This window comes from Paenibacillus zeisoli, assembly GCF_003994465.1.
In the GTDB taxonomy this organism is placed as follows: Bacteria; Bacillota; Bacilli; order Paenibacillales; family Paenibacillaceae; genus Fontibacillus; species Fontibacillus zeisoli.
The window spans coordinates 808,082-832,005 of sequence record NZ_RZNX01000001.1; the positions used below are offsets into that span (position 1 = coordinate 808,082).

Below are 23,924 nucleotides of genomic sequence, written 5' to 3' on the forward strand. Positions count from 1 at the left end.
TAAGATCAACTGATTTAGCCTATTTTACTCTTTCCATACAGGTGTACCCTTAATCAGTACGTTGTCGTCGATAACTTCTACAGACATATTCTCAAGGGTGACCGCATCTTTCATTTCATCATATCCCTCAAAGACGAAATTCCCGGTTGATTCCAGTCCGCCGATCAATTTGGGAGCGAAGAACAAGGCCACTTCATCCACCAGCTGCTGCTGAATGAAGCTGCCGTTAATTCTCCCTCCTCCTTCAACCAGAATAGAAGAAATGCCCTCTTTGCCAAGGAGGCTTAAAGCCAGGCTTAGATCCACTTTGGGACCTTCACCACAGGAAAGGACCTGAATTCCCTTAGCCTCCAGTTCCTTGACCCTGCCCCTATCCGATCCGGCTGTCGTAAGAATGATGGTCTTCGCCTGGTTATCCCTAATGACTTTGGAATGATCGGGTATTCTCAGAGATGAATCAACAATGATCCGAACGGGTGACAAGCCTGGAACAGGGAGCCGGGTAGTTAGTTCCGGATCATCGGAGAGCACAGTCCCGATTCCAACCAGAATTCCTTGATGTTGATGTCGCATGACATGGACCATGGCCCGTGACTGCTCATTGCTAATCCACTTGCTGTCACCCGCCCTGGAAGCAATTTTGCCATCTAGTGTACTGGCACTCTTGATCGTAATATAAGGCATCCCAGTCGTAATAAATTTGATGAATTTCTTATTCAAATTAATCGCCCTGTCTCTTAGCACACCTACCTGAACGTCGATGCCCTGATCCTTAAGCATGGCAATTCCCCGCCCGGCTACCTTGGGATTGGGATCTTCGCATGCCACGACAACCCGGGCTACCTTCTCAGTAATCAGCCGTTCACTGCAAGGAGGAGTAAGGCCATAATGACTGCATGGCTCCAAGGTCACATACACGGTACTCCCTTCGGCAAGTTCACCCGCCATATTTAAGGCATGAACTTCAGCATGAGGGGTTCCCTGCTTAAGATGTATGCCGATTCCCACGATGGCTCCATTCTTCACAACAACAGCACCTACAACCGGATTTGTTCCCGTCTGACCAAGCGCCTTTTCAGCCATATCCAGCGCCATGGACATGTAATACTCATCATTCACGAATTCCACCTGAGACATCAACTCCATTCTTACATACATAAGGGGATCCGAGTGTCTAATCACCAGCCAAAAAGTATAAAAAACCCCATACGGATAAACTCCGATGGGGTTACGAGAGATTTATGTAGCGAAAATAAAGTCATACCCATTCATTCAAGCTGTCCAAAAAAAACTATTCATGTCGGAAGCTGATCGCAAGAAAGCGAACCACCATCGATAAATAGGATGCTCAAATAAACGTATACTCTTTAATCAGCATAACACGGAGAAGCCTGGTCATGCTGTTCGCGTCTTCCTTCTCCCATCCAGACTATACTGTCGGTCCCGGAATCACACCAGGTCAGCCAGCGAAGCAATTCTATGCTGCGCCGGGTCACGGACTGAGGTACAAGAGTGCACCATCACCGCCGGTAGGGAATTTCACCCTGCCCCGAAGGATTAACACTATTAAACTTGATTGTCATGTTAACATAAGCTCAGCCAAAAAAGCAACATTTTCATCTCCTGCCTTCAGATGCTTGGAACCCCTTAAGGGTACCGCCCGTCTAAACGGGGAAGTCTATAAGCGTTCACTTGAACCAACTTTACCAAGTTCACTATAAGGAGGCTTTATTCATGACAAGACCCAAACCCGATGACCGTTCAGACAATGTGGAGAATCTGCAGCAGCATATTCAGAACTCGATTGAGAACTTCCGTGAAGCTCAGGATTATTTGAGTGAGCATGCCGATGAAATTACTGCGGAAGAGAAGAGCGATATTGAGGCCAAGAATCACAGACGCCTAGAGAGCATCGCAGGCTTCAGACGGGAAGTTAAAGACGAAGCTAAACACTCTGGACGCTGATCTCTGTCCCTGACAGCACAACAAACAGGAGTCCATTCGGACTCCTGTTCTGCGTGTATCAGAAGCTTGATTTAAGCTTCGTACACTTCTACTTTTTCCATTTTGTCGCGGCCTTTGAACTCATCTACCAGCTCAAGACCTTGAACAACTTTACCAAATACAGTATGCACGCCATCCAAGTGAGGCTGTGGTGCATAAGTGATGTAGAACTGGCTTCCGCCTGTATTCTTACCGGCATGAGCCATAGCAAGTACACCACGCTCGTGCTTGTTCGGGTTGATCTCACAGTCGATGGTATAGCCAGGACCGCCTGTACCATTTCCGTTAGGGCAGCCACCTTGAGCTACAAAACCAGGGATGACACGGTGGAACGTAAGTCCGTTATAGAACCCGGAGTTAGCCAGCTTCTCAAAGTTAGCCACGGTGTTTGGAGCGTCATTCTCGAACAGATCGATCAAAATCTCTCCGCCATTTTCCATTTTGATTTTTGCTTGTTTTGCCATATGTAAAACATCTCCTTTCAGAATGGGGTACAACTCAACGTACACTAGTGTACTATGAAACCTGTCCCAGTGCAAAGTTAAAGGCGGAAGCGCTAAGCTCCCGCCTATTTGGCTTAATTAAATGAGGGCTGCTTCTGAATACGCTCAGGAATAACATCGTTCGCAACGATATCATTAAGCGATTCACGCTTCACCACGAGGTCACTGGATCCGTCTTTGACGAAGACAACAGCTGGTCTGCGAATCCGGTTATAATTACTTGCCATGGCGTAGTTATAAGCACCCGTGCAGGAGACAGCCAGAAGATCGCCGCTGTTCACTTTAGGAAGATCCAAGTCCCAGATCAGCATATCCCCGCTCTCGCAGCATTTACCAGCAACGGATACGGTCTCTTCCACTTGATCTTTGCCGCGATTCGCAAGCATAGCTTCATATTTCGATTCGTACAGCGCTGGGCGGGGATTATCGGTCATGCCCCCATCCACAGCCACATATTTGCGTACGCCGGGAATATCCTTGCTCGTTCCAACCGTGTACAGAGTTGTTCCTGCATCCCCAACAATACTGCGACCTGGTTCAACCCAGATCTCAGGAAGCTTGTCATAAGTCCCTGCAAAATGCTGCTTGACGCCATCAGTAATGGCTTTAACATACTCAGAAATCTTAAGCGGTGTGTCGCCTTCCATATAACGGATACCGAAGCCGCCGCCCAGGTTAACAACCTGGAAGATCACATTCAGCTGCTCTTTCACGGATTTGGCAAATGCAGCAACACGCTCAACCGCCATCTGGAAGCCTTCCACTTCAAAAATCTGGGAGCCGATGTGAGAATGAACACCCAACAGATTGAGGTTAGACTGTTCACTGGACAGCTTCACGGCTTCAAATGCCGAACCGTTCCCGATGTCGAATCCAAATTTGGAATCTGTCTGACCCGTGGAGATATATTCATGTGTATGAGCTTCCACGCCTGGAGTAACACGAAGCAGTACATTCACCTTAGCTCCGTTCTCCTTAGCGATTGCGTTAAGCAGATGGATCTCCGTGAAGTTATCTACAACGAAACAGCCAATCCCGGCAGTAATCGCCATTTGGATCTCGTCAGGTGTCTTGTTATTGCCATGGAAGTGAATTCGTCCAACCGGGAATCCAGCCTGAAGTGCTGTATAGAGTTCTCCTTCAGACACAACGTCCAGTGATAGGCCTTCCTCTTCCGCCAGGCGGCACATAGCCAAAGTGCAGAACGCTTTGCTGGCATAAGCTACCTGGAACGAAAGTCCGGATTGCTTAAAGGCTTCCACATATTCGCGGCTGCGCTGACGAACGAGAGCCTCGTCAACAATGTATAGGGGTGTGCCATATTTTTCTTTGAGTTCAACTGTATCACAGCCACCAATTTCGAGGTGACCTTTCGTATTAATTGTGCTTGTACCGTGTAGAAACATTCCGCAATCCTCCGATTAATTTGATTTTTCTCAGTATAACAAACAAGTAGAAACCGAATAATGGATTTTTGCGTATTTGATTTGTGTTTTTTATCTATCCGGCTTGCACTCAGCCTTTGTCAGGCACTCTTGTATTGTCCCTCGTTTTGTTGAAAGAAGGACGTTTCTTGGAATAACTTACAGGTACGCGGAACAAAAAGGCAAACATTGCTTTTGCATTAAAAGGTATAAACGGCCACAGATAAGACGAGTTGTAGGAGCGGCGTATAGTTAGCAGAACAATGAATAAGGTCACTCCGCCAACAAATCCTGGAATGCCAAACAAAGCAACTGCAATCAGCAGGATCAACCGTACCAGTCTGTTCGCAAGACCAAGCTCATAGCTCGGGGTAGCGAACATCCCGATGGCGGCAACAGCCATGTACAGAACTACTTCATTTACAAACAGTCCAGTCTTCACGGCAATATCACCGATAAGTATCGCAGCAATCAAGCCCATCGCAGAGGCCAGCGGGGTCGGGGTATGCACAGCGGCCATCCTCATCAAGTCCACGCCAAACTCAACCAGCAGGAACTGCACGATCAACGGCAGCTTTGCATTCGTCTGAGGACCGATGAAAGAGAGTGCGGCGGGTTTAATTTCCGGATGAACCACCACAAGCAGCCATAGAGGGAGCAGGAACAAAGACGCGAAGATCCCCGCAAAGCGTACCCATCTCAAGTAGGTTCCCATTGTTGCCGTCTGACGGTTCTCCTCAGCATGCTGACATAGATCAAAGAACGTGGTCGGAAGGATAATCGCGCTCGGAGAAGTATCTACAATCACGACAACCCGGCCTTCCATAATGTGCGCGGCCACCACATCGGGACGCTCGGAATATCGAACTAACGGATATGGATTCCAACCACTATTCACCGCAGCCTCCTCCAGCTGCTTATCAGCCAACGGCAGACCATCAATATCCACCGCTTTAATCTTCTCACGGATGGCATCAACCTGAGCTTTATCGACGATATCATCAATATAAGCTATGCTGATATCGGTCCTTGTTCTCCTACCTACCTGAATATATTCAAATTTCAATCCTGGATCCCTGAGTCTTCGTCTTACCAGCGCTACATTGGTGAGCAATGTCTCTGTGAATCCATCCCGCGCTCCGCGAACCACGCGTTCTAGTGAAGGTTCTTCCGGATTCCGCGCCGGATAAGACCTTGTATCCATGACAATCGCGGCTTCTTCCCCATCAATGAAGAGCGCGCTCATCCCCGTCATGACTTTATTAATAACCTCACTCATTTTCTTCGCCTTGGTGACTTGAATATGAGGGATATAGAATTCGAAGAAATCTTCCAGGGCATCGCTTGACAAGGATTCAGGAGTCAGATAGGTCAATCGTTTGATAATTTCCTGCATAATATTGTCTTTGGCAAATCCCGTAATAAAGAACAATCCTGTCTTCCGACCCCCATAGGTCATCTCGCGAAAATTCACATCAAAGCTTTCATCCAACCCAATCACTTTAACCAGTGTTTTTCGTGTGGTAGTTAGATCTTTGCTGATCCGATCCGACTTTTGCCAATAGACGACAGACTCCTCCACATTCCGGGACTGCTCAGCTTCAACTTTATTCGGACCTTTGGCATCCTTCGCTTCCGATTCTCCTTTCCCCGTCTCCTCTCCCGGATCAAATTCCGGAGGAGGATCCTGTATTTCCTCTTGCTGATGGTCCATCTCTTGTTCTGTCATCGCTTATTCCATCCTTCCTGCCGTTCTATCGATTATAGATAAACCATTCGAACAACGAGCCTGCCACCTTCCCAAATACCATGGCCAACAGCAGACCGAATAGATACCGTCGCATATGTAGTCTTTTCGCTAGAATCGGCAGAACATTCAGCACCTCTGTCAATGCTGCTGCCAGCATCCCGATGAAGATTCCGTTTAGAAGACCGATCCAACCATTAATAATTTCCGAGTGCAGATAAAGCTTGAAATTCCAAAAGTCGGCCACCGTTCCAACTACCGATCCACTTACCATAGCCCCTTCATACCAGTGGACTTTATCATACGAGCGGCTTAGCTGAGCCAGACGCGGAATGATATCGAGAACTACGAACAGGGCAATGACTCCGCCGCCGACTGCGATTCCTCCAGCCAAGCCCAGAAATATGGAGAGAACTAAGGACAGCGCTGGCGTCATCCCTTTTTCCTCCCGGCATCCTGATGTATTTTCTTATATTCTTCCGTTATGACATAGTGATTAAGGTTCTCCTGGTAAAGGAACATTTCAACTTCGAGAGGAGTAGGTTCCTCGTTCCATTTCTTTTTAAAAATATGGTTGAAGAAAATGATCATCCCCAAACCTATTCCCAAGGAGTAAGCCGCCTGAAAAACGTAGGGATGCTCGTCCCGTGTACCCGTCACCATTTCCACTATTCGTACCTGTACTTCCTGCATACTGACATCTGCATGGAAGTTCATGATGGTTAATGCTGAACCAAAGAAGAGAAGCAGCCATACCAAAATAAATAGCACGATTGAAGGCTTCTTCTCTTGGCCAACAATTTCAACAAGCGTATGCGGTTCACCAACGTGTTCTATGATGCAACCGGGCATGACGGTCTGAATTTTACCGATTATTTTCAGCATATCAATGACAATACGGTTTCCATCCTGCCTCTCTGGTCTTTCCAAGACCATCTTCTTCAATACTTCTTCAGAAGTACCGGGAGCCAAAATCTGTGCGATATCGCCCAGACGAATCACGCTGCCTTCATGGAGTCTGACATTTTTGCGAAGTCTCAGATAGATGGTGGGAGCGGGATCCTTGCTCATCCAGTTCACCCCTTAACTGCCGAATTGCGCATAGTATGCCTAGAACAAGGACTTTTTAATCTGAATGAAGTGAGTGGATACAACTGAATAATCATTGCTGGCATACAAAAAAGCCGCCCCAAACGCCGACGGGCGTTCAAGGCAGCTCTTATTATTGGGCGATTTGATCCCGGATATTCTGCAGAATCTTCTTCTCCAGCCTGGAGACTTGCACCTGGGAAATTCCCAGCCTGCTCGCAACCTCAGATTGAGTCTGATCCCGGTAATATCTCAAATAGACAATAAGCCTTTCCCTTTCACTTAATCCGTCAATAGCTTCGTGAAGGGCCAGCTTATCGAACCACCTGTCCTGGGACTCATCCGCAATTTGGTCCATGAGCGTGATAGGGTCTCCATCATTCTCAAATACCGTCTCGTGAATGGAGGTTGGAGGCTTGTTCGCTTCCTGGGCGAATACTACTTCCTCGGGCGTAACCTCCAAGGCTTCAGCCACCTCCTTAATGGTGGGAAGACGGTTTAAGACCTTGGCTAGCTCGTCCTTCTTCTTACGAACTTTATTTGCCATTTCTTTCAGTGACCGGCTGACTTTGAGGGTCCCGTCATCACGCAGGAAACGCTGAATTTCACCGATAATCATCGGAACGGCATAAGTGGAGAATTTGACGTCATAACTCAGATCAAATTTATCGACTGACTTCAACAGGCCGATACAGCCAATTTGAAACAAATCTTCGGGTTCATACCCCCGATTCATAAACCGCTGTACGACGGACCAGACAAGACGAATATTACAATTCACTAATGTGTCTCTGGCAACTGAATCGCCCGTTTGGCTCAGGGCGATCAAACGTTTCACTTCCGCGTCATCTAAGTAGGTCTGTGAGGTTTGCTTCGCATCGGCATTCATATACCCAACCCCTAATTGTATAAAGCTTTCTTAGATTCAATCCTCTTCTTCATGCGTATGGAGGTTCCTCCGCCGACTTCACTGACAAGTTCGAATTCATCCATGAAATTCTCCATGATCGTGAATCCCATACCGGAACGTTCTAGCTCAGGCTTAGAGGTATATAAAGGCTGTTTGGCTAATTCCATATCTTCAATTCCGCGGCCTTTATCCTCAATGACCAATGAGACAACATCCCCTTCCAGTTCCACTCGGATATAGACAATTCCGTTCGGATCACTGTCATAGCCGTGAATAATACAGTTCGTTACGGCTTCGGACACAACCGTCTTCAGGTCTGTGATCTCATCCATGGTTGGATCCAACTGTGAGACGAAGGCAGCCACAGTTACACGGGCAAAGGATTCATTCTCCGACTTGGCCGCGAATTGCAGACTCATAAAGTTCTCGCTCATAGGGCTACCTCCAGTTCAGAGAGAGCGGCGCCCTCATTATCAACAACAGGCATAATTTTGAACAAGCCTGACATCTCAAACAATCGGAACACAGAAGGCGTTACGTCGCAGATCACCATTCTTCCACCCTTTTGCTTGATCAGCTTATACCTTCCCAGGATGACCCCGAGGCCTGAACTGTCCATGAACTGCAGCCCCTTTAAGCTGAACACCAGATCTCTGCAGCGTCCGCGAGCAATCTCCTCATCAAGCTGCATTCTTACAGAATCAGCCGTATGGTGATCCAGTTCCCCGCTGAGTCTGACGATAAGGGTCTCGCGGTGCTTTTCCATTTCCATTTGAAGATTCACGTCTGTTCACTCTCCTCTCTGACAATGAACACTCATTTCTACAATTCGGAGAACGATTCCTGCACCCCGACAAAACTAGAAGAAAACTCCTATCAATCTACAAAAAACAGTTTGGAAGTTGTCCGCTTGAAGAGCGTCCACCAGCCAGCCTTCTTGATATCAGCCGAGGCTTTAAGCTCGAACTCTTTCAGAACCTTGTCCCCTTGATAGATGACCAGCTTGCCAAGGACCTGATCTTTAGCTATAGGAGCCGAGATCTGAGCTGGAATCTGCAATTTATGGGTAATCTTCTCTCCTGCTTCGCTCTTCCTCACAAGAACTCGGTAAGGCTGGGATGCGGCCAGCTGCAGCTCCTTGGTATCACCCTTCTGAATCTTAACAGTGCCCATGATATCGCCCTTCTTGAATAAAGGCTTAACCGTATACTGAGAGAAGGCATAGTCGAACATACTGCCCACTTCACTATTGCGTGTCTTCGTATTCGGTTCTCCCAGAACCACAGCAATAAGTCTCAGTCCATCCCGGCGCGCGGTTGCGGAGAGACAGAATTTGGCTTCGGAAGTGTAGCCTGTCTTCAAGCCGTCTGCTCCGCTGTAGAAGCGAACCAGCTTATTCGTATTTACGAGCCAGAATGGCTTCGCAGAGTCTTTCCTCAAGTAATCCTGGTAAGCTCCGGTATACTTGGTGATCTGTTCATACTTGAGCAGCTCTTTGCTCATGATCGCGATATCGTGAGCGGATGAGTAGTGGTTGTCAGTAGGCAGACCGTTGCAGTTCATGAAATGGGTATCGGTAAGTCCCAGCTCTTTGGCACGCTTATTCATCAGCTTGACGAATTCAACCTCAGTACCCGCGAGCTTCTCGGCCATAGCCACCGAAGCGTCATTGCCTGAAGCCATCGCAATCCCTTTGAGCATGTCATCCACCGTCATCTGTTCACCAGGCTCCAGGAAAATCTGGGACCCACCCATTGACGCTGCATATTCACTTGTTGGTACTTTGTCTGTAAGCTTTAACGTACCCTTACTGATGGCTTCCATGGTAAGAAGCATAGTCATAATTTTGGTGATGCTGGCAGGAGGTAATTTTTCGTGACTTTTCTTCTCAAAAAGGACGGTTCCTGTGTCTGCATCAATTAATATGGCAGAGCCAGCACTCGGTGCGAGATCGGATACGTCATTTGCAATACTAGTCTCCTTCGCGAGTCCAAAGGTTGGCAAGGCCGTAGTAGCCAGCATCAGCGCTGCTGTGCAGGTCAAGAGCCATTTTTTCATAAGAATATCCCCTCTCAGAACTTTAACTGATAGTCTAGTATCGTCTGAAAGTGTCCAGAATATTCCTGATCACCACAAAAAAACACAGACTCATGTCCGGAACGCCGGTTGGGTCTGTGTTCTTTTTGATCAACTTGATTATATGGATAGCTGCTTTATAGCTTAGGAATAATTGAGGTTACGAGGCCAAGGAATTTCTCCTTCACGCGTTCCGTGGTCTCCATCACCTCATCGTGAGAGAGGGGCTGATCCAGAATTCCTGATGCCATATTGCTAATGCAGGAAATGCCCAGAACCTCAAGCCCGGCATGACGTGCCACAATCACCTCAGAGACCGTTGACATGCCGACAGCATCTGCTCCAAGCGTACGCAGCATCCGGATTTCGGCCGGTGTCTCGTAGGCAGGACCGATCAGTCCCGCATATACACCCTCTTGAAGCGGAATATCATGCTCTTTGGCAATCTCCTTGGCTAGTGTGCGCAGACGTCGGCTGTAAGCCTCTGACATGTCCGGGAATCGGGGTCCCAACTCATTATCATTAGGTCCAGTTAGTGGACTTTGCCCAGTCATATTAAGATGATCCGAGATCAGCATCAAATCGCCGGGATGGAACGACGTATTCACCCCGCCGGCGGCATTGGTAACCAACAGCTTACCTGCTCCAAGTGCTTTCATAACTCGTACCGGGAATGCGGTTACCTCAGGTCCGTAGCCTTCATACATATGGAAACGGCCCTTCATCAGCACGACTTGTCGTCCGCCGACCGTACCCAGAACGAGCTCCCCGGCATGTCCTTCAACCGTAGATTTAGGGAAATGAGGGATGTCGGCGTAATCCAGTACGACCGCATTCTCAATATGGTCAGCAAGAATCCCTAAACCCGATCCCAGGATAAGCCCCACCTCAGGCTTACTCCCTGCTTTCTCCAATATATAACTTGCAGCTTCTTGAATAATTCCCTGGTTCAACGTAGTCATAAGTCTATCTCTCCATTTCACAAATCGTATTATCGTTCTTATTCCTGTGGATCATTCTGCTGAATTCTGGCCCTGGGATGATAGCTTTGATAGACAGACTTCAGGTTATCCTTAGACTTGCGGATATATACTTGCGTCGAGGACATATCTGCATGTCCAAGCATTTCCTGGACCGATCTAAGGTCAGCACCATGATCCAGCAGATGTGCAGCAAACGAATGTCTAATCGTATGGGGAGTAATATCTGCCTCGATCCCAGCCTCATTCCCATACTTCTTGATCGTCTTCCAGAATCCCTGCCTGGAGAATCGTCCACCCAGCCGATTCGGGAACAGCGCTTCCTCTTCCTTCTCGATCAGGATCGGCCTAGCTTCAGCCAGATACTTCGTTATCCAGGAAGCGGTCAATTCGCCAAAGGGAATAATTCTCTCCTTGCCCGTATCTCCCCCGCAGCGGACGAATCGGAGCGAAGTATCTATATCTTGTACATTTAGAAGAATCAGCTCACTTACTCGTATCCCCGTCCCATACAGGAGCTCCAGCATAGCCTTATCCCTGAGGCCCACAGGTGTTGCCGTATCTGGCATGTCCAGCAGCCGGCCTACTTCGGCCTCAGTCAGAATATGTGGTGCCTTCTTCTCATGTCTCGGCATTTCGATCTGAAGAAATGGATCATGGGCCAGAATACGTTCACGGGTCAAGTAACGAAAGAAAGACCTGATCGAAACAGATGCCCTTGTTATCGAGGCTGCCGCCCTTCCCGCTTCCTTCAAGCCTGAGAAGTAGAGCGATATATGCACCTTGGACACCTGGCCGGCCTCTTCAATTCCACGCTCCAGCATCGCTTCCGTGAATTGCTCCAGATCCTTCTGATAGGAGGACAATGTTGCAGACTTCAGGCCCTTATGATCCCGTAAATATTCAATGAAAGAAGCAATATGCGGCTTCACCCTTCTTCCTCCTAACTCCTACTCCCCATACCAATAAAAGGTCTTTAATCTCTCAAGAAGGGACCCGCCCTCTGTGGCGCTTCCGTCTCCGTGATGAAAAGCCTTCACGGCTGCACCCTGAGGTGTTCCATATTTATCAGCAGGAAATATCCATGTATCGAACCAACCTATCATTTTGTAGAAGAACAGTGATAAAGCCAGGAATACAATGGCAAGCTTAATGAACATCATCCATTTGCGGAGCGAAATGACCATGCCTCTCCCTCTTTCTATACCCGATTTCATCTTCACATAAAAGATGGTATAGAATATGTATACAGACATATCGTGATCATTATGATTGTCCCTAAGCTAACTCTCCTGACTGTGTACTATTGATATAAGCCAAAAAAAAGCCCCCGGCGGCCGATGCGGCCGAAGAGAGCTTAGGTAACACCAAGATTGTAATCAAATCTTATGATCGGCGTCCCCGTTCTTATCTTTGTCTTTGTCCTTGCAGCGGTAACAAATCCCCTGAAAATCAAGCCGATGATCAAGAACTGTAAAGTTGAATTCCTTCTCTAATCGCTCCTCCAAAGGGCCGAGCCAATCTTCTCTGATCTCATCCATTGCACCGCACTGAACACAGATCAAATGATGATGATGATGCTTGGTCGTATCCGTACGAAGGTCATAACGTGCAACACCATCACCGAAGTTAATCTTCTCCACAACATGAAGTTCACTCAGCAGTTCAAGTGTCCGATATACTGTCGCAAGACCTATCTCCGGAGCTTTATCTTTAACGAGCATGAACACATCTTCCGCGCTCAAATGATCGTCTTCATTCTCAAGCAAAACCCTTACCGTGGCTTCCCGTTGGGGCGTTAGCTTATAACCATGGGATTGCAGCTGCTGCTTAATTTTATCGATCCGTTCTTCCATGTTAACCTCCCCCTTGGAAAAAAGCCGAACCACTTCTGGAATAAATCACTTCTTTCATTATAGGGGTTCAAGATCAACAAAGTCAAACATTTTACTAGAGCGACGCGGCGGCTGAAGCCTGTTCAAGCACGGGTGCGACCCATCCCATCAATACCGGAGTAACCCAGGTTTCGAAGGAAGATATCCCAATAATTAACAGGGAAAGCCCAAGGACCAGCCCCGTATAATTCAGAAACGGCTTTGAAAGGGAACTGTGACCTTTTAGAAGAACACGGCTTCGAATTATGTTAAGTGAAAAGGTTACAGCTGCCACACTGCATACCAGCAGCACCGGGATTAGAACCAGGTTATGTGGTGCGACCGATACGAGAGCGAACAGCATCCCTTTCCAGGTGAATTGCCCGACCAGGCATCCTACGGAGAACCCAATCAACACACCCTTCAGGAAGTCTAGAATCAATATTCCAGGCAGCCCGATTACGGACAAGCCAAGTATCCAGATTAAGCCAAGCCATTTCAGATTAAGTATCGCAATGCTCCAGAATGAGGAAAGTCCTGAACTACCGGAGCTGTCCTGATTAAAAGTCGTGAAGAAATCACCCAAATACCGGGATAAATCCTGCTGCTGCTCCAGCGTAAGGGCGTTAACCATAAGCGCACCGAAAACTACCCCCATCAGAAACAGAACGGTTACAAAAACATAGAGCGGTGTCTGATCTTTGAGTGTGTGTCTGAAGGTTCTTAACATGTGGACGATCTCCCTCCTTGTCCATAGAAGTTCTCTCTCATTCTATGAGCAAGGATTTGAACCTATGCGGGATACTTATCCTTTGTAAACCTTTCCGTAAGTGCCGCCCCCTCCAGCAATGAGCTGCAAGGTCCCGCTGCGCGCTTCACCAATGGCAGTGGATAGCTCCGTTCCTGCCACCTTGGCCAATTCTTCAATGGGTACCCGGTGGAGAATATTCATTTCCGTTCCAAATGCTTCAAGGAGGTGGGCAAGCTTGGCCTTCCCTAGACCGGGAATGAATTCCAGAGGTACCTGGTAATGATAAGGCGGCCTGTGGGCAGGCACATATGGCGCTTCCCGATCAGCGATCGAATGGATCCGATCCAGGACGCCACGGGTCAGCTTGGTGCTTCCGCAGTAAGAACACCGCTGTACGGTAATATCCTGTTCATCGATGATACTCTGACATCCGCGGCAGTAGGACCGGTGATATTTGCCTAGCCTTGGATTAAGTCCATAGTTGGCGGTCACTCTTCGTCCATCCGCTCTGGCAAGTGCTTTCTCGAACTCGCGATAGTTCGGCTTCTCAAGTGCCATTTCATTATATTCACGACCTATCTTACCGAGCGAATGGGCATCGGAATTGGTCAGTATGGTGAAATCATCAAGCTCGCTAAGATATCCTGCCATCTCTGAATCTGCACTTAGACCCAGCTCGACAGCGCTGACTCCAGACAGATCAAGAACATCTGACATCCGAGGGGCAGCACTGCCATAAATACTTTTATGCGGAGTGAAGATATGGGCAGGAATTAGGATTCCCCCTCGGGCTGTAACTTCATCCTGAAGTGTAAGCGCCGGAGCATGGAGTCTCTGCGAGCTGAGGCTGACATTCTTCATTCTCTTGGACATCCAGCCCGTGAACTCCTCCATCATATATAAATGGGGGAAGAACACTAGCAGATGGGCCGGACCCATCCCAGGCTCACGGATTTCAATCTCGCTACCCAGCAGGATCGTCGTTCTGCCGTAAGAAATCCCTCCCTCTTCAAGCTCCTTCATATCCCCTTTATCCAGACTAGTCTTGATATCCGTCTGAACTCCAGGTGAATGACAATCAATAATTCCTATGAGATCAATCCCCTTGCGATCACTGGCTTCACTGGCGATTTGAGCAAAAGTCAGATTTCGGCTTCCGCTGATCTTTACCGGCTCCCCTCTCTCCGTTCTTCCGATATGGATATGCAGATCCGCGTAATATCGCTGAAGAGATGTCTCACTCATGACCGTATTTTCCCGTATGACTTGCCAGCTCCCAGATGTACACGGCCAGCATGGTCTTGGCATCTGATATCCATCCCTCGGCTATATACCGCTTCACTTCCTGGAGCGTGGCCTCGTGCACCTCCAGAAATTCGTCCTCGTCCGGTGCCGATTCGCCCTGCTTCAGGTCCTCTGCCAGATACAAATGAATAATCTCATCTGCAAAACCTGGCGAGGTATAGAAGGAGTGCAAGAGCGAGATCTTGCCTGCTGAGTAACCAGTCTCTTCCTGCAGCTCACGCTTTGCGGCCTCCAGCGGGTCTTCGCCCTTCTCCAGCTTGCCGGCTGGAATCTCTAGTTCGCACCGGCCCAGCGGTGTGCGGAACTGATCCACCAGCAGTAGACGCCCATCCCGGACTGCAAGTACAGCAATCGCGCCAGGATGCTTGATCACTTCCCGCTCGCCCTTGCTTCCGTCTGGCAGCTCAACGGTGTCAATTTGAAGTGAGATAATTTTGCCTGAGAAGATGGGTTTAGTAGAGATGATCTTCTCGTTCAATGCAGAATTCGGGGATTTATTCATGAAATTTGCCTCCTTTTGATTTTAAAGAACATAACTTGTCCCTTGTGAACATATGGTGTTATTATACCAAATCGTTTGCGAAAAGGAGCATGGGTCCATGAAAAGCTACTTTGCGGATACAAGCTTTCATATTTCAGGTAAAGCATGGCAGGTACGGGTACTTTTGTCGATGTGGAAGAAGAATATCGGCCCCGGCACCCCAGTGAAGGACCTTATCGCTATAAATGTACGAAAAAAGTAAATTATTTTACGAATTTGACAAAATCCGAATACATTTAATACCTATTTGTGTTATTAAGAAGAAAGGAGGGTTGCCCAGTGGAAAAAAAACGTCAATTCGAATCGGATAGATCCGAATCCAAATCGTTATCCCTTCTTTATCAGCAGAGCTTAAAACACAGAGACCGGGGGGACATATCCCAAGCATTGTCATGCCTGGAAGAAGGACTGTTAACTGCCTTTGGTCGAGACTACAGCAAAGCTTCCGAACGGGGAATCCTGGCAGAATCCTGGATTGAATATGGAAAGCTGCTTCGCCAGAACAATCAGCATGCGAAAGCTATTTATGCTTTTGAGCAGGCTATAGCTTTTGCAGGACATGAACTGGATGCCTTGACAGAATGGGGTGACCTCCTTCATGAACAGGGATACAGTGATGAGATCATTGCCGAAAGAATGAATCGAAAACTGGAGCATTCCCAGAACCGCAGCGAAATTCTGGTTGAAATCCTGTGCCGGTTAGGAGCTTTTCAAACCGCATTTACATACCTGAAGGCTGATCCAACACTCAACAATGAACGAATGCTGCAGCTTCATACCGAATGCTTGATTCGATCAGGCCTTTTAGACCAAGCCATTAACTATGCTTCAAATGCAATTGATGCGGGTCAGCTCAGACCTGCCTTTACCGATCCGCTGGCGATGGATACTCTTCTGTGCCGCTGGATTCTGGGTGAAGAAGATTATTCTGCTGCTCAGAACAGACAGCTCTTGTCCGAGTCACTCAAGCGTGCAGTTAATCTTGGCTTGCACGAGCTGGCCAACAACATAGCCGGCGAGGATATCTATCTTCAGAATGAACTTACTCTTCGTCTGTACTATGAGGGTTACACGGAATTGGCCAAAGCAAGATTACGCAGACACTCACCGGTCATCTCGCTGAATTACAGTGAGCCCCTTCACAAGGACCTTGCGTACATTCAAGCTGAGATTGAATACGATGAGGGGGCCTACGATACTGCTGCACAGATATTTGAGTCTTTGATCGACAAGGACCCTCTTACCGCCACCTACCGGTTTGCTGCAGCCTCGTGCTATCTTAAGAAATCGTATCAGGAAATGGAGGAACGCCTTAGCCTGAACTCGCGCGACCTCCTTGGCATCCAAAAGGCACAACATTATATGGAGACGATTATCCAGTCCTTGTATATTGTTGAACGCTCTCGCTGGCATACCGTCTGGACACCCGCCCAGCTTCGTAACAAATGCCTTCCCCCCTCGGTCAGACTGTCTTGATCTCATACTGCAGAAGGGTACATACAATAAGAGACAAGCCTAGTTCTAGATTGAACATGACTTGTCTCTTTTATTTCGGTTTCAGGAAGAAGCCTGGGTAGGGGCCGCTTTAACAATTTCAAGCACCAGCTCAGCCGCCTTAACGATATCATCTGCCTTGATTCGTTCAGAAGTCGTATGAATGTTCTCGTAACCCACAGCGAGATTCACGGTTGGAATACCGAGGCCGTTAAAAATATTCGCATCACTTCCACCACCGGAATGAAAGGTGCGTCCAGAAAGGCCTATTTGACCTGCTGCTTGCTTGGCTAGCTGTACCACAGCCGCTTCTTCCGTATGATTAAATGCAGGGTAAATGATATTACTGTTCATTTCCCCTCTTGCTCCATAATCGTGGCAAGCCGAATCCAGAGCTTGCTTCATCTCCGCGATTTGCTTCTCTACTTTCTCGTGGACAATACTGCGAGCTTCCGCGTACAGCTTCACGTAATCCGTTACTACGTTAGTTGCCCCGCCGCCTTCGAATTTACCGATATTTGCCGTAGTCTCGTGATCAATTCTGCCCAGCTTCATTCGGGCAATGGCCTTTCCAGCCACCTGGATCGCACTGATGCCATCTTCCGGATTGACACCGGCATGTGCGGATTTCCCGAAGATTTCCATCTCGATTCTGGCCTGTGTTGGAGCTGCAACACATATGGAGCCAACTTCGCCGTTAGAATCCAGGGCAAAACCGTAGGTGGCATTCAAATGCTTGGCATCCAGTGCACGAGCGCCCCTTAACCCAGATTCCTCTCCTGCTGTGATGACAAACTGAATATCTCCGTATGGAATCTGATTCTCCTGAAGCACCTGGATCAATTCTAACAAGGCCGCAACCCCTGCCTTATCATCAGAACCGAGAATGGTGGTCCCATCACTGCGAATCCAACCATCCTCATCAATTCTCGGCTTTATACCAATACCTGGCTTAACCGTGTCCATATGACAGGTGAATAGAATCGGCTCGGCATTCACCTTACCATTTCCTTTTAGGGTAGCGATCAGGTTCCCGGCACCGTGCCCCGTAACAGCTGCAGAATCATCCTCGAGAACCTCGAGTCCGAGTTCCTTGAACTTCTTCGTCAGCACATCTGCGATCCTTCTCTCCTGCATGGTCTCGCTATCAATCTGCACTAACTCAAGAAACAGGTTAATCACCCGGTCTTTCTTGACCATCGACTTTCTTCTCCTTCCGATTTACGCTAAAATGATGAGGTATGGACCAGCCATTACATCTACTTTAAAGGAGTCTTGGATATGCCAAAAAAATGGATGAAAATCTTCATATACCTCATGCTTTTTGCCATGATTGGATCCACCTTACTCATGGTGTTCGAACCTTTTTTTAATAATTAACCTATTCTGACCACATGGCATCGTATCCAAAAATCTCTGTGAAATAAGGAACGATGTCTTTGGCGGTCTGTTCAACTGTAAATTCCTTACCTGTAATATCCTCAAGTGAGGTCACTCCGTATTCTTGAATCCCGCAGGGAACAATCCCCTGAAAGCCGTCATTCTGAATACCGGATTTGATATTGAACGCAAAACCATGACTCGTCACAAAGCCTCTTTTGCCCCTGCATTTATTGAACTTGACCCCGATGGCACAGATTTTCACATTTCCTACCCATACCCCGGTGTATTCCGGTTTCCGGCTGCCTTCAATCCCGAAGCTTGCAAGATAATTGATAATAACCTGCTCCAACTTGCGTAAATAATCGTGCAGATCAAGGCCCTTTGATCCGTCCAGGATAAGAAGCGGATAACCCACCAGCTGTCCGGGACCATGGTATGTAATATCTCCGCCCCGGTCGATCTCGAAAATGGAAATTCCCTTTTCCTTCAACTGTTCCGGACTAAGCAGCAAATGTTCAGGATGACGCTGGGAACCAATCGTATAGGTCGGCGGATGCTGGAGAAGCAGCAGGGTCTCCTGCTGCTCCTCACGGTCGACACGCTTCACGATTTGTTTCTGGAGTTCCCACGCCTCTCCGTAATCAATAAACGGGATATAGCGCACTTCCAGCGTTCTGTTCATGATGAGTCGCCTCTTTTCTATTCATTGTACCAGCTTCGCTGATTAATAGACCTGAGTATCCAGTGAATAAGCCTCAATGTTATCCTTCACACGCTGCATGAAGCGCCCGCAGATGACCCCATCCAATATACGGTGGTCCAGTGATAGACAGAAGTTAGCCATGGAGCGAACTCCGATCATATCATTAATGACCACGGGTCTCTTCACAATGGATTCAAAGGTAAGAATTGCGGCTTGCGGGTAGTTGATAATAGGCTGGGACAGGATGGAACCAAATGAACCAGTATTATTAACGGTAAATGTTCCTCCCTGCATATCGTCGAGCTTAAGCTTGCCTTCACGTGTCTTGCGAGCTAACTCTTCAACCTCCCGCGCAAGTCCGGCAATATTCTTCTGATCCGCTTTCTTAATAACCGGAGTCAGCACAGAGTCATCTGTCCCTACAGCAAGAGAAATGTTAATATCACGCTTCACGATGATTTTATCAACAGCCCAGACCGAGTTCATTATCGGATAATCTTTAATTGCATTTACAACGGCTTTGATCATAAAAGCCAGGTAAGTCAGATTAACGCCTTCCTTGGTCTTGAAATCATTCTTAAGCTTGTTGCGCAGCTGCACCAGATTCGTCACGTCCACCTCGATCATCATCCAGCCATGCGGAATTTCCGACACGCTTTGACGCATCTTCGTAGCGATCGTATTGCGAATCGGAGTGATGTCGATGTAGTGCTCCGCTTGTCCGCCTTCCACTTCAATCGTAGGAAGCTTAGGTGTATCGCTTAGATGGATGCCCGAATGACGTACAGGCTCATTCACCTGAGGCTGCTGAACTACCGGAATAGCTGCCACATGGCTTGGCGCAGCCTGGGTTTGCGACTGCGTATGTACCACCGGCTCAGTCTGTACCTGCCGCTGTGAAGACGAGACTTGCTGCGCCGAAGCAGCAGGCTGTGAACCCGCCACGCCGCTTTCGATATAGGCGAGCACATCTTTGCGAGTAATCCTTCCGCCCATCCCAGTTCCTTGGATGGAGCTAAGGTTCAAGCCATGCTCAGCCGCCAGAGTCTGCACCGCAGGTGAATAGCGGCTTCGCTGGGAGACATCGGCCGTAGCAGCGCCCGAAGCTGAGCTGCCTGAAGCTTCAGGCTGAGCTGCTGGTTCAGCATGGGCCTGCTCCGCCCCTTCAACTCCGATCCGGCAGATTACAGCGCCTACCTCGATTGTCTCACCTTCCTGGGCCAGAATCTCACCCATAACTCCGTCAAGGGTAGATGGAAGCTCAGCGTTGACCTTATCTGTAATTACTTCACAGATCGGTTCGTACTGCTCAACCGGGTCCCCCGGCTTCTTCAACCATTTGCCAATGGTTGCTGACACCAGTGATTCTGCCAGCTGTGGCATAACGACATTCGTCCACGTTTTGTTCGATGACATATTCTCACTCCTATGATTAGAGAGCTTAAGGTAACCTAAGCTCTGCAGTCAGTCTCTTAATATAAGGCCAGCTCCAGCATTGCCTCTTTGACTTTATCCTTGCTCAGCATGAAGAATTTCTCCATCGGAGGGCTGATCGGCATCGCAGGCACATCCGGACCGCACAAGCGCTTGATCGGGGCATCAAGCTCGAACAGACACTCTTCGGAGATGATCGCCGATACTTCTGCGCCTACGCCGCCTGTCTTGTTATCTTCATGAATAATCAACACTTTACCCGTCTTGCGGGCAGCGTCGATAATAGCTTCCCTATCAAGCGGCTGCAAGGTGCGCAGATCCAGAATGTGGGCACTAATTCCCTGCTCTGTAGCGAGCTCCTCAGCAGCCTGCATCGCAAAATGCAGAGGAAGGCTGTAGCCAATCACTGTTATATCCGAGCCTTCACGAATGACATTCGCTTTCCCGATAGGCACAATATAATCGTCCAGCGGTACATCTTCCTTGATCAGCTTATAACATTTCTTGTTCTCGAAGAAGAGAACAGGATCTGGGTCTCTAACTGCAGCTTTGAGTAGTCCCTTCGCATCGTAGGCCGAGTAAGGGGCAATAATCTTAATCCCCGGCGTACCAAAAAAGATCGATTCGGGGCACTGGGAATGGTACAGCCCCCCAAAGATTCCCCCGCCGATCGGAGCGCGAACAACCAAAGGGCAGCTCCAGTCATTATTGGAGCGATACCGAATTTTGGCAGCTTCACTAATGATCTGATTCGTGGCAGGAAGCATGAAGTCGGAATATTGCATTTCCGCAATGGGCTTCATGCCGTACATCGCTGCACCAATTGCTACACCTGCAATAGCAGATTCCGCAAGCGGAGTATCGAGCACACGCTGTTCACCAAATTGCTCCTGAAGCCCTTTGGTCGTAGTAAATACCCCGCCCTTCAGCCCAACGTCCTCACCTAACACAAACACATTCTCATCCAGTTCCATCTCCTCTTTCATGGCGAGGCGAATGGCATCGATATATTCCATAACCGGCATTAGCGAACATCTCCTTCATTATCGGCATACACGTGAAGCAGCGTATCCTCCGGTAGTGGGAACGGAGCCTTGTCAGCCGAATCGATAGCTTCTTTGAGCTGCTGGGCAATTTCTGTGGATAGAGCAGCATCCTGCTCCTCACTCCAAATCCCGCAATCGATCAGATATTGCTTCATCTTCGGAAGTCCGTCCTTCTTCCAATTCTCATCGACTTCTTCTTTCGTACGATAGGCAAGATCGTTATCTGAAGTAGAGTGCGGAGAGAGACGGTACATCATAGCTTCAATCAGAGTCGGCCCTTCTCCGCGCACGGCACGTTCGCGTGCTTCCTTCACGACGCGATATACCTCAAGCGCATCGTTTCCATCGACCCGTACACCGGGAAAACCGTACCCCAGCGCCCGGTCACTGACTTTACCCGCCAGCTGCTTCTGAATCGGAACCGAAATCGCATATTGATTGTTCTCACACATAATAATGACAGGCAGCTTCTGAACGCCAGCAAAGTTACAGCCCTCATGGAAGTCTCCCTGGTTGCTGGATCCTTCCCCAAATGTGACAAAAGAAACGATATCTTTCTTTTGCATTTTGGCTGCCAGGGCAATCCCTACTGCGTGAGGCACCTGAGTGGTCACAGGACTTGATCCGGTCACGATACGAAGACGCTTGCTGCCGAAGTGTCCCGGCATTTGGCGGCCTCCGCTGTTAGGATCCTCGGCTTTGGCGAATACAGAGAGCATAAGCTCTCTGAGACTCATCCCAGCGGCGAGCACAAAGCCATAATCACGGTAATACGGAAGGAAATAATCACGTTCCCGGTCAAGGGCAAAAGCAGCACCCACTTGCGCAGCCTCCTGTCCGATTCCGGATACGTGGAAATTGATTTTGCCTGCCCGCTGAAGCAGCAAGCTGCGTTCATCGTATTTACGCGCAAGCAGCATATATCTGTACATATCGATCACTTCGGCATTAGATAGGCCGAGCTGCTCGTGTCTTGTTTCTGTCTTTACATGAGATTTAGCATTCACAGGGAGTTACCTCCTTCATATTGAGACGAGGGTAGCAGTCTCATCTTATAACCTGGTACTAAGACTAGGAATAACTCTATTATAAGCTGTTTTCTTGCAAAAAGAAAACATTTCACTTAAGACTAGATACCAATAGCTCGTCCGTCCACAGCCAGCGCGGCTTCGCCCAATATCTCAGCTAACGTTGGATGGGCGTGAACCACTTGACCAATCTCCCAAGGCGTGGCATCAAGCACCTGTGCAAGTGCTGCCTCCCCGATCAAGTCCGTAACATGCGCACCAATCATATGTACTCCGAGAATATCATTTGTCGCAGCATCGGCAATAATCTTAACGAATCCGTCCTTGTCCCCATAGACGAGGGCTTTACCAATAGCCTGGAAAGGAAATTTACCCGTCTTAATCGTATATCCTTTCGAGACGGCTTCTTTTTCCGTAAGTCCAACAGAAGCAACCTCAGGACGTGTGTATACACATCTCGGGATATGCAGCGTGTTATACCCATGCGTAGGTTCACCGGCTAAATGGTGGGCAGCTGCGATGCCTTCATGGCTCGCCGCATGTGCCAGTTGTAATCCTCCAATACAGTCACCGATCGCATAAATATGGGGCTCCGTGGTCTGCATATGTTCATTCACACGAATGAACCCATTCTTAAGGCCAACATCCGTATTCTCAAGACCGATATTCTCCACATTGGCCTGCCGTCCTATCGAGAGAAGCAGCTGATCTGCGTGAAGCTCTATGGTCTGCTCTCCTTGCTGGGCAGAGATCGTAACTCCATTCCCTTTTTGTACAGACTCAGGGATGATCTTGGTTCCCGTTATAACGTTAACGCCCCGCTTTACCAGAAGCTTCTGCAGTTCTTTGGCAATATCCGCATCCTCAGAAGGGAGCAGCTGATCTGCTGCTTCAATAACGGTAACCTTCACTCCGAAATCGTTAAGCAGCGAAGCCCATTCCACCCCGATAACTCCGCCCCCAACAATTATCATGGAGCCAGGAAGTTCCTCTAAAGTAAGTGCCTCATCACTGCTGAGAATATAGCGGTCGTCCGGTTCTAGGCCTGGCAGCATGCGTGGTCTTGAGCCCGTTGCTATGATCAGATGGCTGGGAACAATCGTCTCCATCTCCCCATCCGCAAGCTCAACAGCAACCGCCCCGCTCTTGGGAGAGAAGATCGAAGGTCCGATGACCCGGCCAGTTCCTTCAATCACTTTTATATTATTCTTGCGCATTAAATATTTAACTCCGCCGTGCAGCTGATCTACAATCGCCTGTTTGCGCTGCTGAACTTTGGGAAATACAAGCGTAACCCCGCTGGTCTCGATCCCATAGCTTTCACTGTCCTTCATCTGTGCATACAGTTCCGCACTGCGCAGCAGGCTTTTGCTTGGAATGCATCCACGGTGAAGACAGGTTCCTCCCAGCTTGTCCTGTTCAATAATTACAACTTCCTTGCCAAGCTGAGCCGCCCGGATCGCCGCTACATATCCACCGGTTCCGCCTCCCAGTATAGCTACATCGCACGTAATCGTCATATGAGACCTCCACTAACATAATCTTTGGTTCTTCAGTTCTTCGGTTAATATTGTACCTCGTTTTGGCCGGATATGGAATGAAACCTACAATTGAAGAGCTTTCAAATAGACA

The 23,924-nt window shown here is 48.4% G+C and carries 27 protein-coding genes and 1 riboswitch; of the genes, 4 read left to right on the forward strand and 23 right to left on the reverse strand.

All coding sequences use genetic code 11. The annotated features are described in order from the left end of the window. Positions 1–24: 24 nt before the first annotated feature. On the reverse strand, positions 25–1,128 hold the full coding sequence (gene ribD / locus EJP77_RS03820; RefSeq protein ID WP_127197822.1) for a bifunctional diaminohydroxyphosphoribosylaminopyrimidine deaminase/5-amino-6-(5-phosphoribosylamino)uracil reductase RibD: 1,104 nt from the start codon (positions 1,126–1,128) through the stop codon (positions 25–27). Between the two features lie 280 nt (positions 1,129–1,408). Then, positions 1,409–1,561: riboswitch (FMN riboswitch) on the reverse strand. Positions 1,562–1,734: 173 nt separating this feature from the next. On the opposite strand from ribD, the gene tlp reads away from it, so the two are divergent. Beyond that, a complete protein-coding gene (gene tlp / locus EJP77_RS03825; RefSeq protein WP_127197823.1) occupies positions 1,735–1,965 on the forward strand; it encodes a small acid-soluble spore protein Tlp in 231 nt (76 codons plus the stop codon). Positions 1,966–2,036: 71 nt separating this feature from the next. Here the strand turns inward: tlp and EJP77_RS03830 are convergent, their stop codons facing one another. The 16 genes from EJP77_RS03830 to EJP77_RS03905 form a co-directional block, all read right to left on the reverse strand. After that, entirely contained in the window at positions 2,037–2,468 is a 432-nt protein-coding gene (locus EJP77_RS03830; protein WP_127197824.1) for a peptidylprolyl isomerase, read from the reverse strand. Positions 2,469–2,581: 113 nt separating this feature from the next. Continuing rightward, complete coding sequence (gene lysA, locus EJP77_RS03835) at positions 2,582–3,913, reverse strand: diaminopimelate decarboxylase (RefSeq protein ID WP_127197825.1); 1,332 nt, start codon at positions 3,911–3,913, stop codon at positions 2,582–2,584. 109 nt (positions 3,914–4,022) lie between these two features. Next, on the reverse strand, positions 4,023–5,645 hold the full coding sequence (locus EJP77_RS03840) for a spore germination protein (protein ID WP_246021712.1): 1,623 nt from the start codon (positions 5,643–5,645) through the stop codon (positions 4,023–4,025). A gap of 40 nt (positions 5,646–5,685) precedes the next feature. Beyond that, complete coding sequence (locus EJP77_RS03845; protein ID WP_127197827.1) at positions 5,686–6,114, reverse strand: stage V sporulation protein AB; 429 nt, start codon at positions 6,112–6,114, stop codon at positions 5,686–5,688. Further along, entirely contained in the window at positions 6,111–6,749 is a 639-nt protein-coding gene (locus tag EJP77_RS03850; protein ID WP_127197828.1) for a stage V sporulation protein AA, read from the reverse strand. The genes EJP77_RS03845 and EJP77_RS03850 overlap by 4 nt, the downstream gene beginning before the upstream one ends. A 151-nt stretch (positions 6,750–6,900) precedes the next feature. Continuing rightward, a complete protein-coding gene (gene sigF / locus EJP77_RS03855) occupies positions 6,901–7,656 on the reverse strand; it encodes an RNA polymerase sporulation sigma factor SigF (RefSeq protein WP_127197829.1) in 756 nt (251 codons plus the stop codon). Positions 7,657–7,667: 11 nt separating this feature from the next. Beyond that, entirely contained in the window at positions 7,668–8,111 is a 444-nt protein-coding gene (gene spoIIAB, locus EJP77_RS03860) for an anti-sigma F factor (protein WP_127197830.1), read from the reverse strand. Continuing rightward, positions 8,108–8,461 carry an anti-sigma F factor antagonist gene (spoIIAA, locus tag EJP77_RS03865; protein WP_127197831.1) on the reverse strand — a complete coding sequence of 118 codons (354 nt, stop codon included), beginning with the start codon at positions 8,459–8,461 and terminating at the stop codon, positions 8,108–8,110. The genes spoIIAB and spoIIAA overlap by 4 nt, the downstream gene beginning before the upstream one ends. Positions 8,462–8,553: 92 nt before the next feature. Beyond that, entirely contained in the window at positions 8,554–9,735 is a 1,182-nt protein-coding gene (locus tag EJP77_RS03870) for a D-alanyl-D-alanine carboxypeptidase family protein (protein ID WP_127197832.1), read from the reverse strand. 155 nt (positions 9,736–9,890) lie between these two features. Next, positions 9,891–10,715 (reverse strand): purine-nucleoside phosphorylase, encoded by an 825-nt coding sequence (locus EJP77_RS03875; RefSeq protein ID WP_127197833.1) that lies wholly within the window; start codon positions 10,713–10,715, stop codon positions 9,891–9,893. Between the two features lie 38 nt (positions 10,716–10,753). Continuing rightward, entirely contained in the window at positions 10,754–11,665 is a 912-nt protein-coding gene (gene xerD / locus EJP77_RS03880; RefSeq protein ID WP_127197834.1) for a site-specific tyrosine recombinase XerD, read from the reverse strand. Between the two features lie 18 nt (positions 11,666–11,683). Beyond that, the gene (locus EJP77_RS03885) at positions 11,684–11,920 is read right to left on the reverse strand and encodes a DUF4227 family protein (protein WP_127197835.1); all 237 of its coding nucleotides are present in this window, start codon (positions 11,918–11,920) and stop codon (positions 11,684–11,686) included. 192 nt (positions 11,921–12,112) lie between these two features. Beyond that, the gene (fur, locus tag EJP77_RS03890) at positions 12,113–12,589 is read right to left on the reverse strand and encodes a ferric iron uptake transcriptional regulator (protein WP_127197836.1); all 477 of its coding nucleotides are present in this window, start codon (positions 12,587–12,589) and stop codon (positions 12,113–12,115) included. A gap of 94 nt (positions 12,590–12,683) precedes the next feature. Further along, positions 12,684–13,337, reverse strand: coding sequence for a stage II sporulation protein M (gene spoIIM / locus EJP77_RS03895; RefSeq protein ID WP_127197837.1), 654 nt, complete (start codon positions 13,335–13,337; stop codon positions 12,684–12,686). 75 nt (positions 13,338–13,412) lie between these two features. Beyond that, positions 13,413–14,603, reverse strand: a complete 1,191-nt coding sequence (locus tag EJP77_RS03900; RefSeq protein WP_127197838.1) for an endonuclease Q family protein — start codon at positions 14,601–14,603, stop codon at positions 13,413–13,415. Next, positions 14,596–15,165 carry an NUDIX hydrolase gene (locus EJP77_RS03905; RefSeq protein ID WP_127197839.1) on the reverse strand — a complete coding sequence of 190 codons (570 nt, stop codon included), beginning with the start codon at positions 15,163–15,165 and terminating at the stop codon, positions 14,596–14,598. The genes EJP77_RS03900 and EJP77_RS03905 overlap by 8 nt, the downstream gene beginning before the upstream one ends. A gap of 97 nt (positions 15,166–15,262) precedes the next feature. Here EJP77_RS03905 and mciZ point away from each other — a divergent pair, with 97 nt between their 5' ends. After that, on the forward strand, positions 15,263–15,406 hold the full coding sequence (mciZ, locus tag EJP77_RS03910) for a Z-ring formation inhibitor MciZ (RefSeq protein WP_127197840.1): 144 nt from the start codon (positions 15,263–15,265) through the stop codon (positions 15,404–15,406). Positions 15,407–15,483: 77 nt separating this feature from the next. Further along, positions 15,484–16,680, forward strand: coding sequence for a tetratricopeptide repeat protein (locus EJP77_RS03915; protein WP_185897140.1), 1,197 nt, complete (start codon positions 15,484–15,486; stop codon positions 16,678–16,680). 81 nt (positions 16,681–16,761) lie between these two features. Here the strand turns inward: EJP77_RS03915 and EJP77_RS03920 are convergent, their stop codons facing one another. Next, complete coding sequence (locus EJP77_RS03920; RefSeq protein WP_127197842.1) at positions 16,762–17,898, reverse strand: M20/M25/M40 family metallo-hydrolase; 1,137 nt, start codon at positions 17,896–17,898, stop codon at positions 16,762–16,764. Between the two features lie 81 nt (positions 17,899–17,979). On the opposite strand from EJP77_RS03920, the gene prli42 reads away from it, so the two are divergent. Then, positions 17,980–18,078, forward strand: a complete 99-nt coding sequence (prli42, locus tag EJP77_RS03925; RefSeq protein ID WP_127197843.1) for a stressosome-associated protein Prli42 — start codon at positions 17,980–17,982, stop codon at positions 18,076–18,078. Position 18,079: 1 nt separating this feature from the next. On the opposite strand, the gene lipB is transcribed toward prli42, so the two are convergent. The 5 genes from lipB to lpdA all read right to left on the reverse strand — a co-directional run bounded on the left by lipB (position 18,080) and on the right by lpdA (position 23,812). Then, entirely contained in the window at positions 18,080–18,763 is a 684-nt protein-coding gene (lipB, locus tag EJP77_RS03930) for a lipoyl(octanoyl) transferase LipB (RefSeq protein WP_127197844.1), read from the reverse strand. Between the two features lie 42 nt (positions 18,764–18,805). Next, positions 18,806–20,200, reverse strand: coding sequence for a dihydrolipoamide acetyltransferase family protein (locus EJP77_RS03935; RefSeq protein ID WP_127197845.1), 1,395 nt, complete (start codon positions 20,198–20,200; stop codon positions 18,806–18,808). Positions 20,201–20,256: 56 nt separating this feature from the next. Beyond that, positions 20,257–21,243: an alpha-ketoacid dehydrogenase subunit beta gene (locus EJP77_RS03940; protein ID WP_127197846.1), complete on the reverse strand. Its 987-nt coding sequence runs from the start codon at positions 21,241–21,243 to the stop codon at positions 20,257–20,259. Beyond that, positions 21,243–22,271, reverse strand: coding sequence for a thiamine pyrophosphate-dependent dehydrogenase E1 component subunit alpha (locus EJP77_RS03945; protein WP_281278454.1), 1,029 nt, complete (start codon positions 22,269–22,271; stop codon positions 21,243–21,245). Before EJP77_RS03945 ends, EJP77_RS03940 begins: the two co-directional genes overlap by 1 nt. Positions 22,272–22,393: 122 nt before the next feature. Beyond that, entirely contained in the window at positions 22,394–23,812 is a 1,419-nt protein-coding gene (gene lpdA, locus EJP77_RS03950) for a dihydrolipoyl dehydrogenase (RefSeq protein WP_127197847.1), read from the reverse strand. Between the last annotated feature and the right edge of the window lie 112 nt (positions 23,813–23,924).

Excerpts from the sequence above, each read along its gene's own strand:
- EJP77_RS03845 (WP_127197827.1), bottom strand. The coding sequence starts at position 6,114 with ATGACGCCAGCGCTGTCCTTAGTTCTCTCCATATTTCTGGGCTTGGCT.
- EJP77_RS03840 (WP_246021712.1), bottom strand. The coding sequence starts at position 5,645 with ATGGACCATCAGCAAGAGGAAATACAGGATCCTCCTCCGGAATTTGAT.
- EJP77_RS03870 (WP_127197832.1), bottom strand. The coding sequence starts at position 9,735 with ATGAAAAAATGGCTCTTGACCTGCACAGCAGCGCTGATGCTGGCTACT.
- prli42 (WP_127197843.1), top strand. The coding sequence starts at position 17,980 with ATGCCAAAAAAATGGATGAAAATCTTCATATACCTCATGCTTTTTGCC.
- tlp (WP_127197823.1), top strand. The coding sequence starts at position 1,735 with ATGACAAGACCCAAACCCGATGACCGTTCAGACAATGTGGAGAATCTG.
- EJP77_RS03850 (WP_127197828.1), bottom strand. The coding sequence starts at position 6,749 with ATGAGCAAGGATCCCGCTCCCACCATCTATCTGAGACTTCGCAAAAAT.
- EJP77_RS03935 (WP_127197845.1), bottom strand. The coding sequence starts at position 20,200 with ATGTCATCGAACAAAACGTGGACGAATGTCGTTATGCCACAGCTGGCA.
- EJP77_RS03875 (WP_127197833.1), bottom strand. The coding sequence starts at position 10,715 with ATGACTACGTTGAACCAGGGAATTATTCAAGAAGCTGCAAGTTATATA.
- fur (WP_127197836.1), bottom strand. The coding sequence starts at position 12,589 with ATGGAAGAACGGATCGATAAAATTAAGCAGCAGCTGCAATCCCATGGT.
- EJP77_RS03905 (WP_127197839.1), bottom strand. The coding sequence starts at position 15,165 with ATGAATAAATCCCCGAATTCTGCATTGAACGAGAAGATCATCTCTACT.
- EJP77_RS03920 (WP_127197842.1), bottom strand. The coding sequence starts at position 17,898 with ATGGTCAAGAAAGACCGGGTGATTAACCTGTTTCTTGAGTTAGTGCAG.
- lysA (WP_127197825.1), bottom strand. The coding sequence starts at position 3,913 with ATGTTTCTACACGGTACAAGCACAATTAATACGAAAGGTCACCTCGAA.
- lpdA (WP_127197847.1), bottom strand. The coding sequence starts at position 23,812 with ATGACGATTACGTGCGATGTAGCTATACTGGGAGGCGGAACCGGTGGA.
- spoIIM (WP_127197837.1), bottom strand. The coding sequence starts at position 13,337 with ATGTTAAGAACCTTCAGACACACACTCAAAGATCAGACACCGCTCTAT.
- EJP77_RS03900 (WP_127197838.1), bottom strand. The coding sequence starts at position 14,603 with ATGAGTGAGACATCTCTTCAGCGATATTACGCGGATCTGCATATCCAT.
- EJP77_RS03830 (WP_127197824.1), bottom strand. The coding sequence starts at position 2,468 with ATGGCAAAACAAGCAAAAATCAAAATGGAAAATGGCGGAGAGATTTTG.
- EJP77_RS03940 (WP_127197846.1), bottom strand. The coding sequence starts at position 21,243 with ATGCCGGTTATGGAATATATCGATGCCATTCGCCTCGCCATGAAAGAG.
- lipB (WP_127197844.1), bottom strand. The coding sequence starts at position 18,763 with ATGAACAGAACGCTGGAAGTGCGCTATATCCCGTTTATTGATTACGGA.
- sigF (WP_127197829.1), bottom strand. The coding sequence starts at position 7,656 with ATGAATGCCGATGCGAAGCAAACCTCACAGACCTACTTAGATGACGCG.
- spoIIAB (WP_127197830.1), bottom strand. The coding sequence starts at position 8,111 with ATGAGCGAGAACTTTATGAGTCTGCAATTCGCGGCCAAGTCGGAGAAT.
- mciZ (WP_127197840.1), top strand. The coding sequence starts at position 15,263 with ATGAAAAGCTACTTTGCGGATACAAGCTTTCATATTTCAGGTAAAGCA.
- EJP77_RS03885 (WP_127197835.1), bottom strand. The coding sequence starts at position 11,920 with ATGGTCATTTCGCTCCGCAAATGGATGATGTTCATTAAGCTTGCCATT.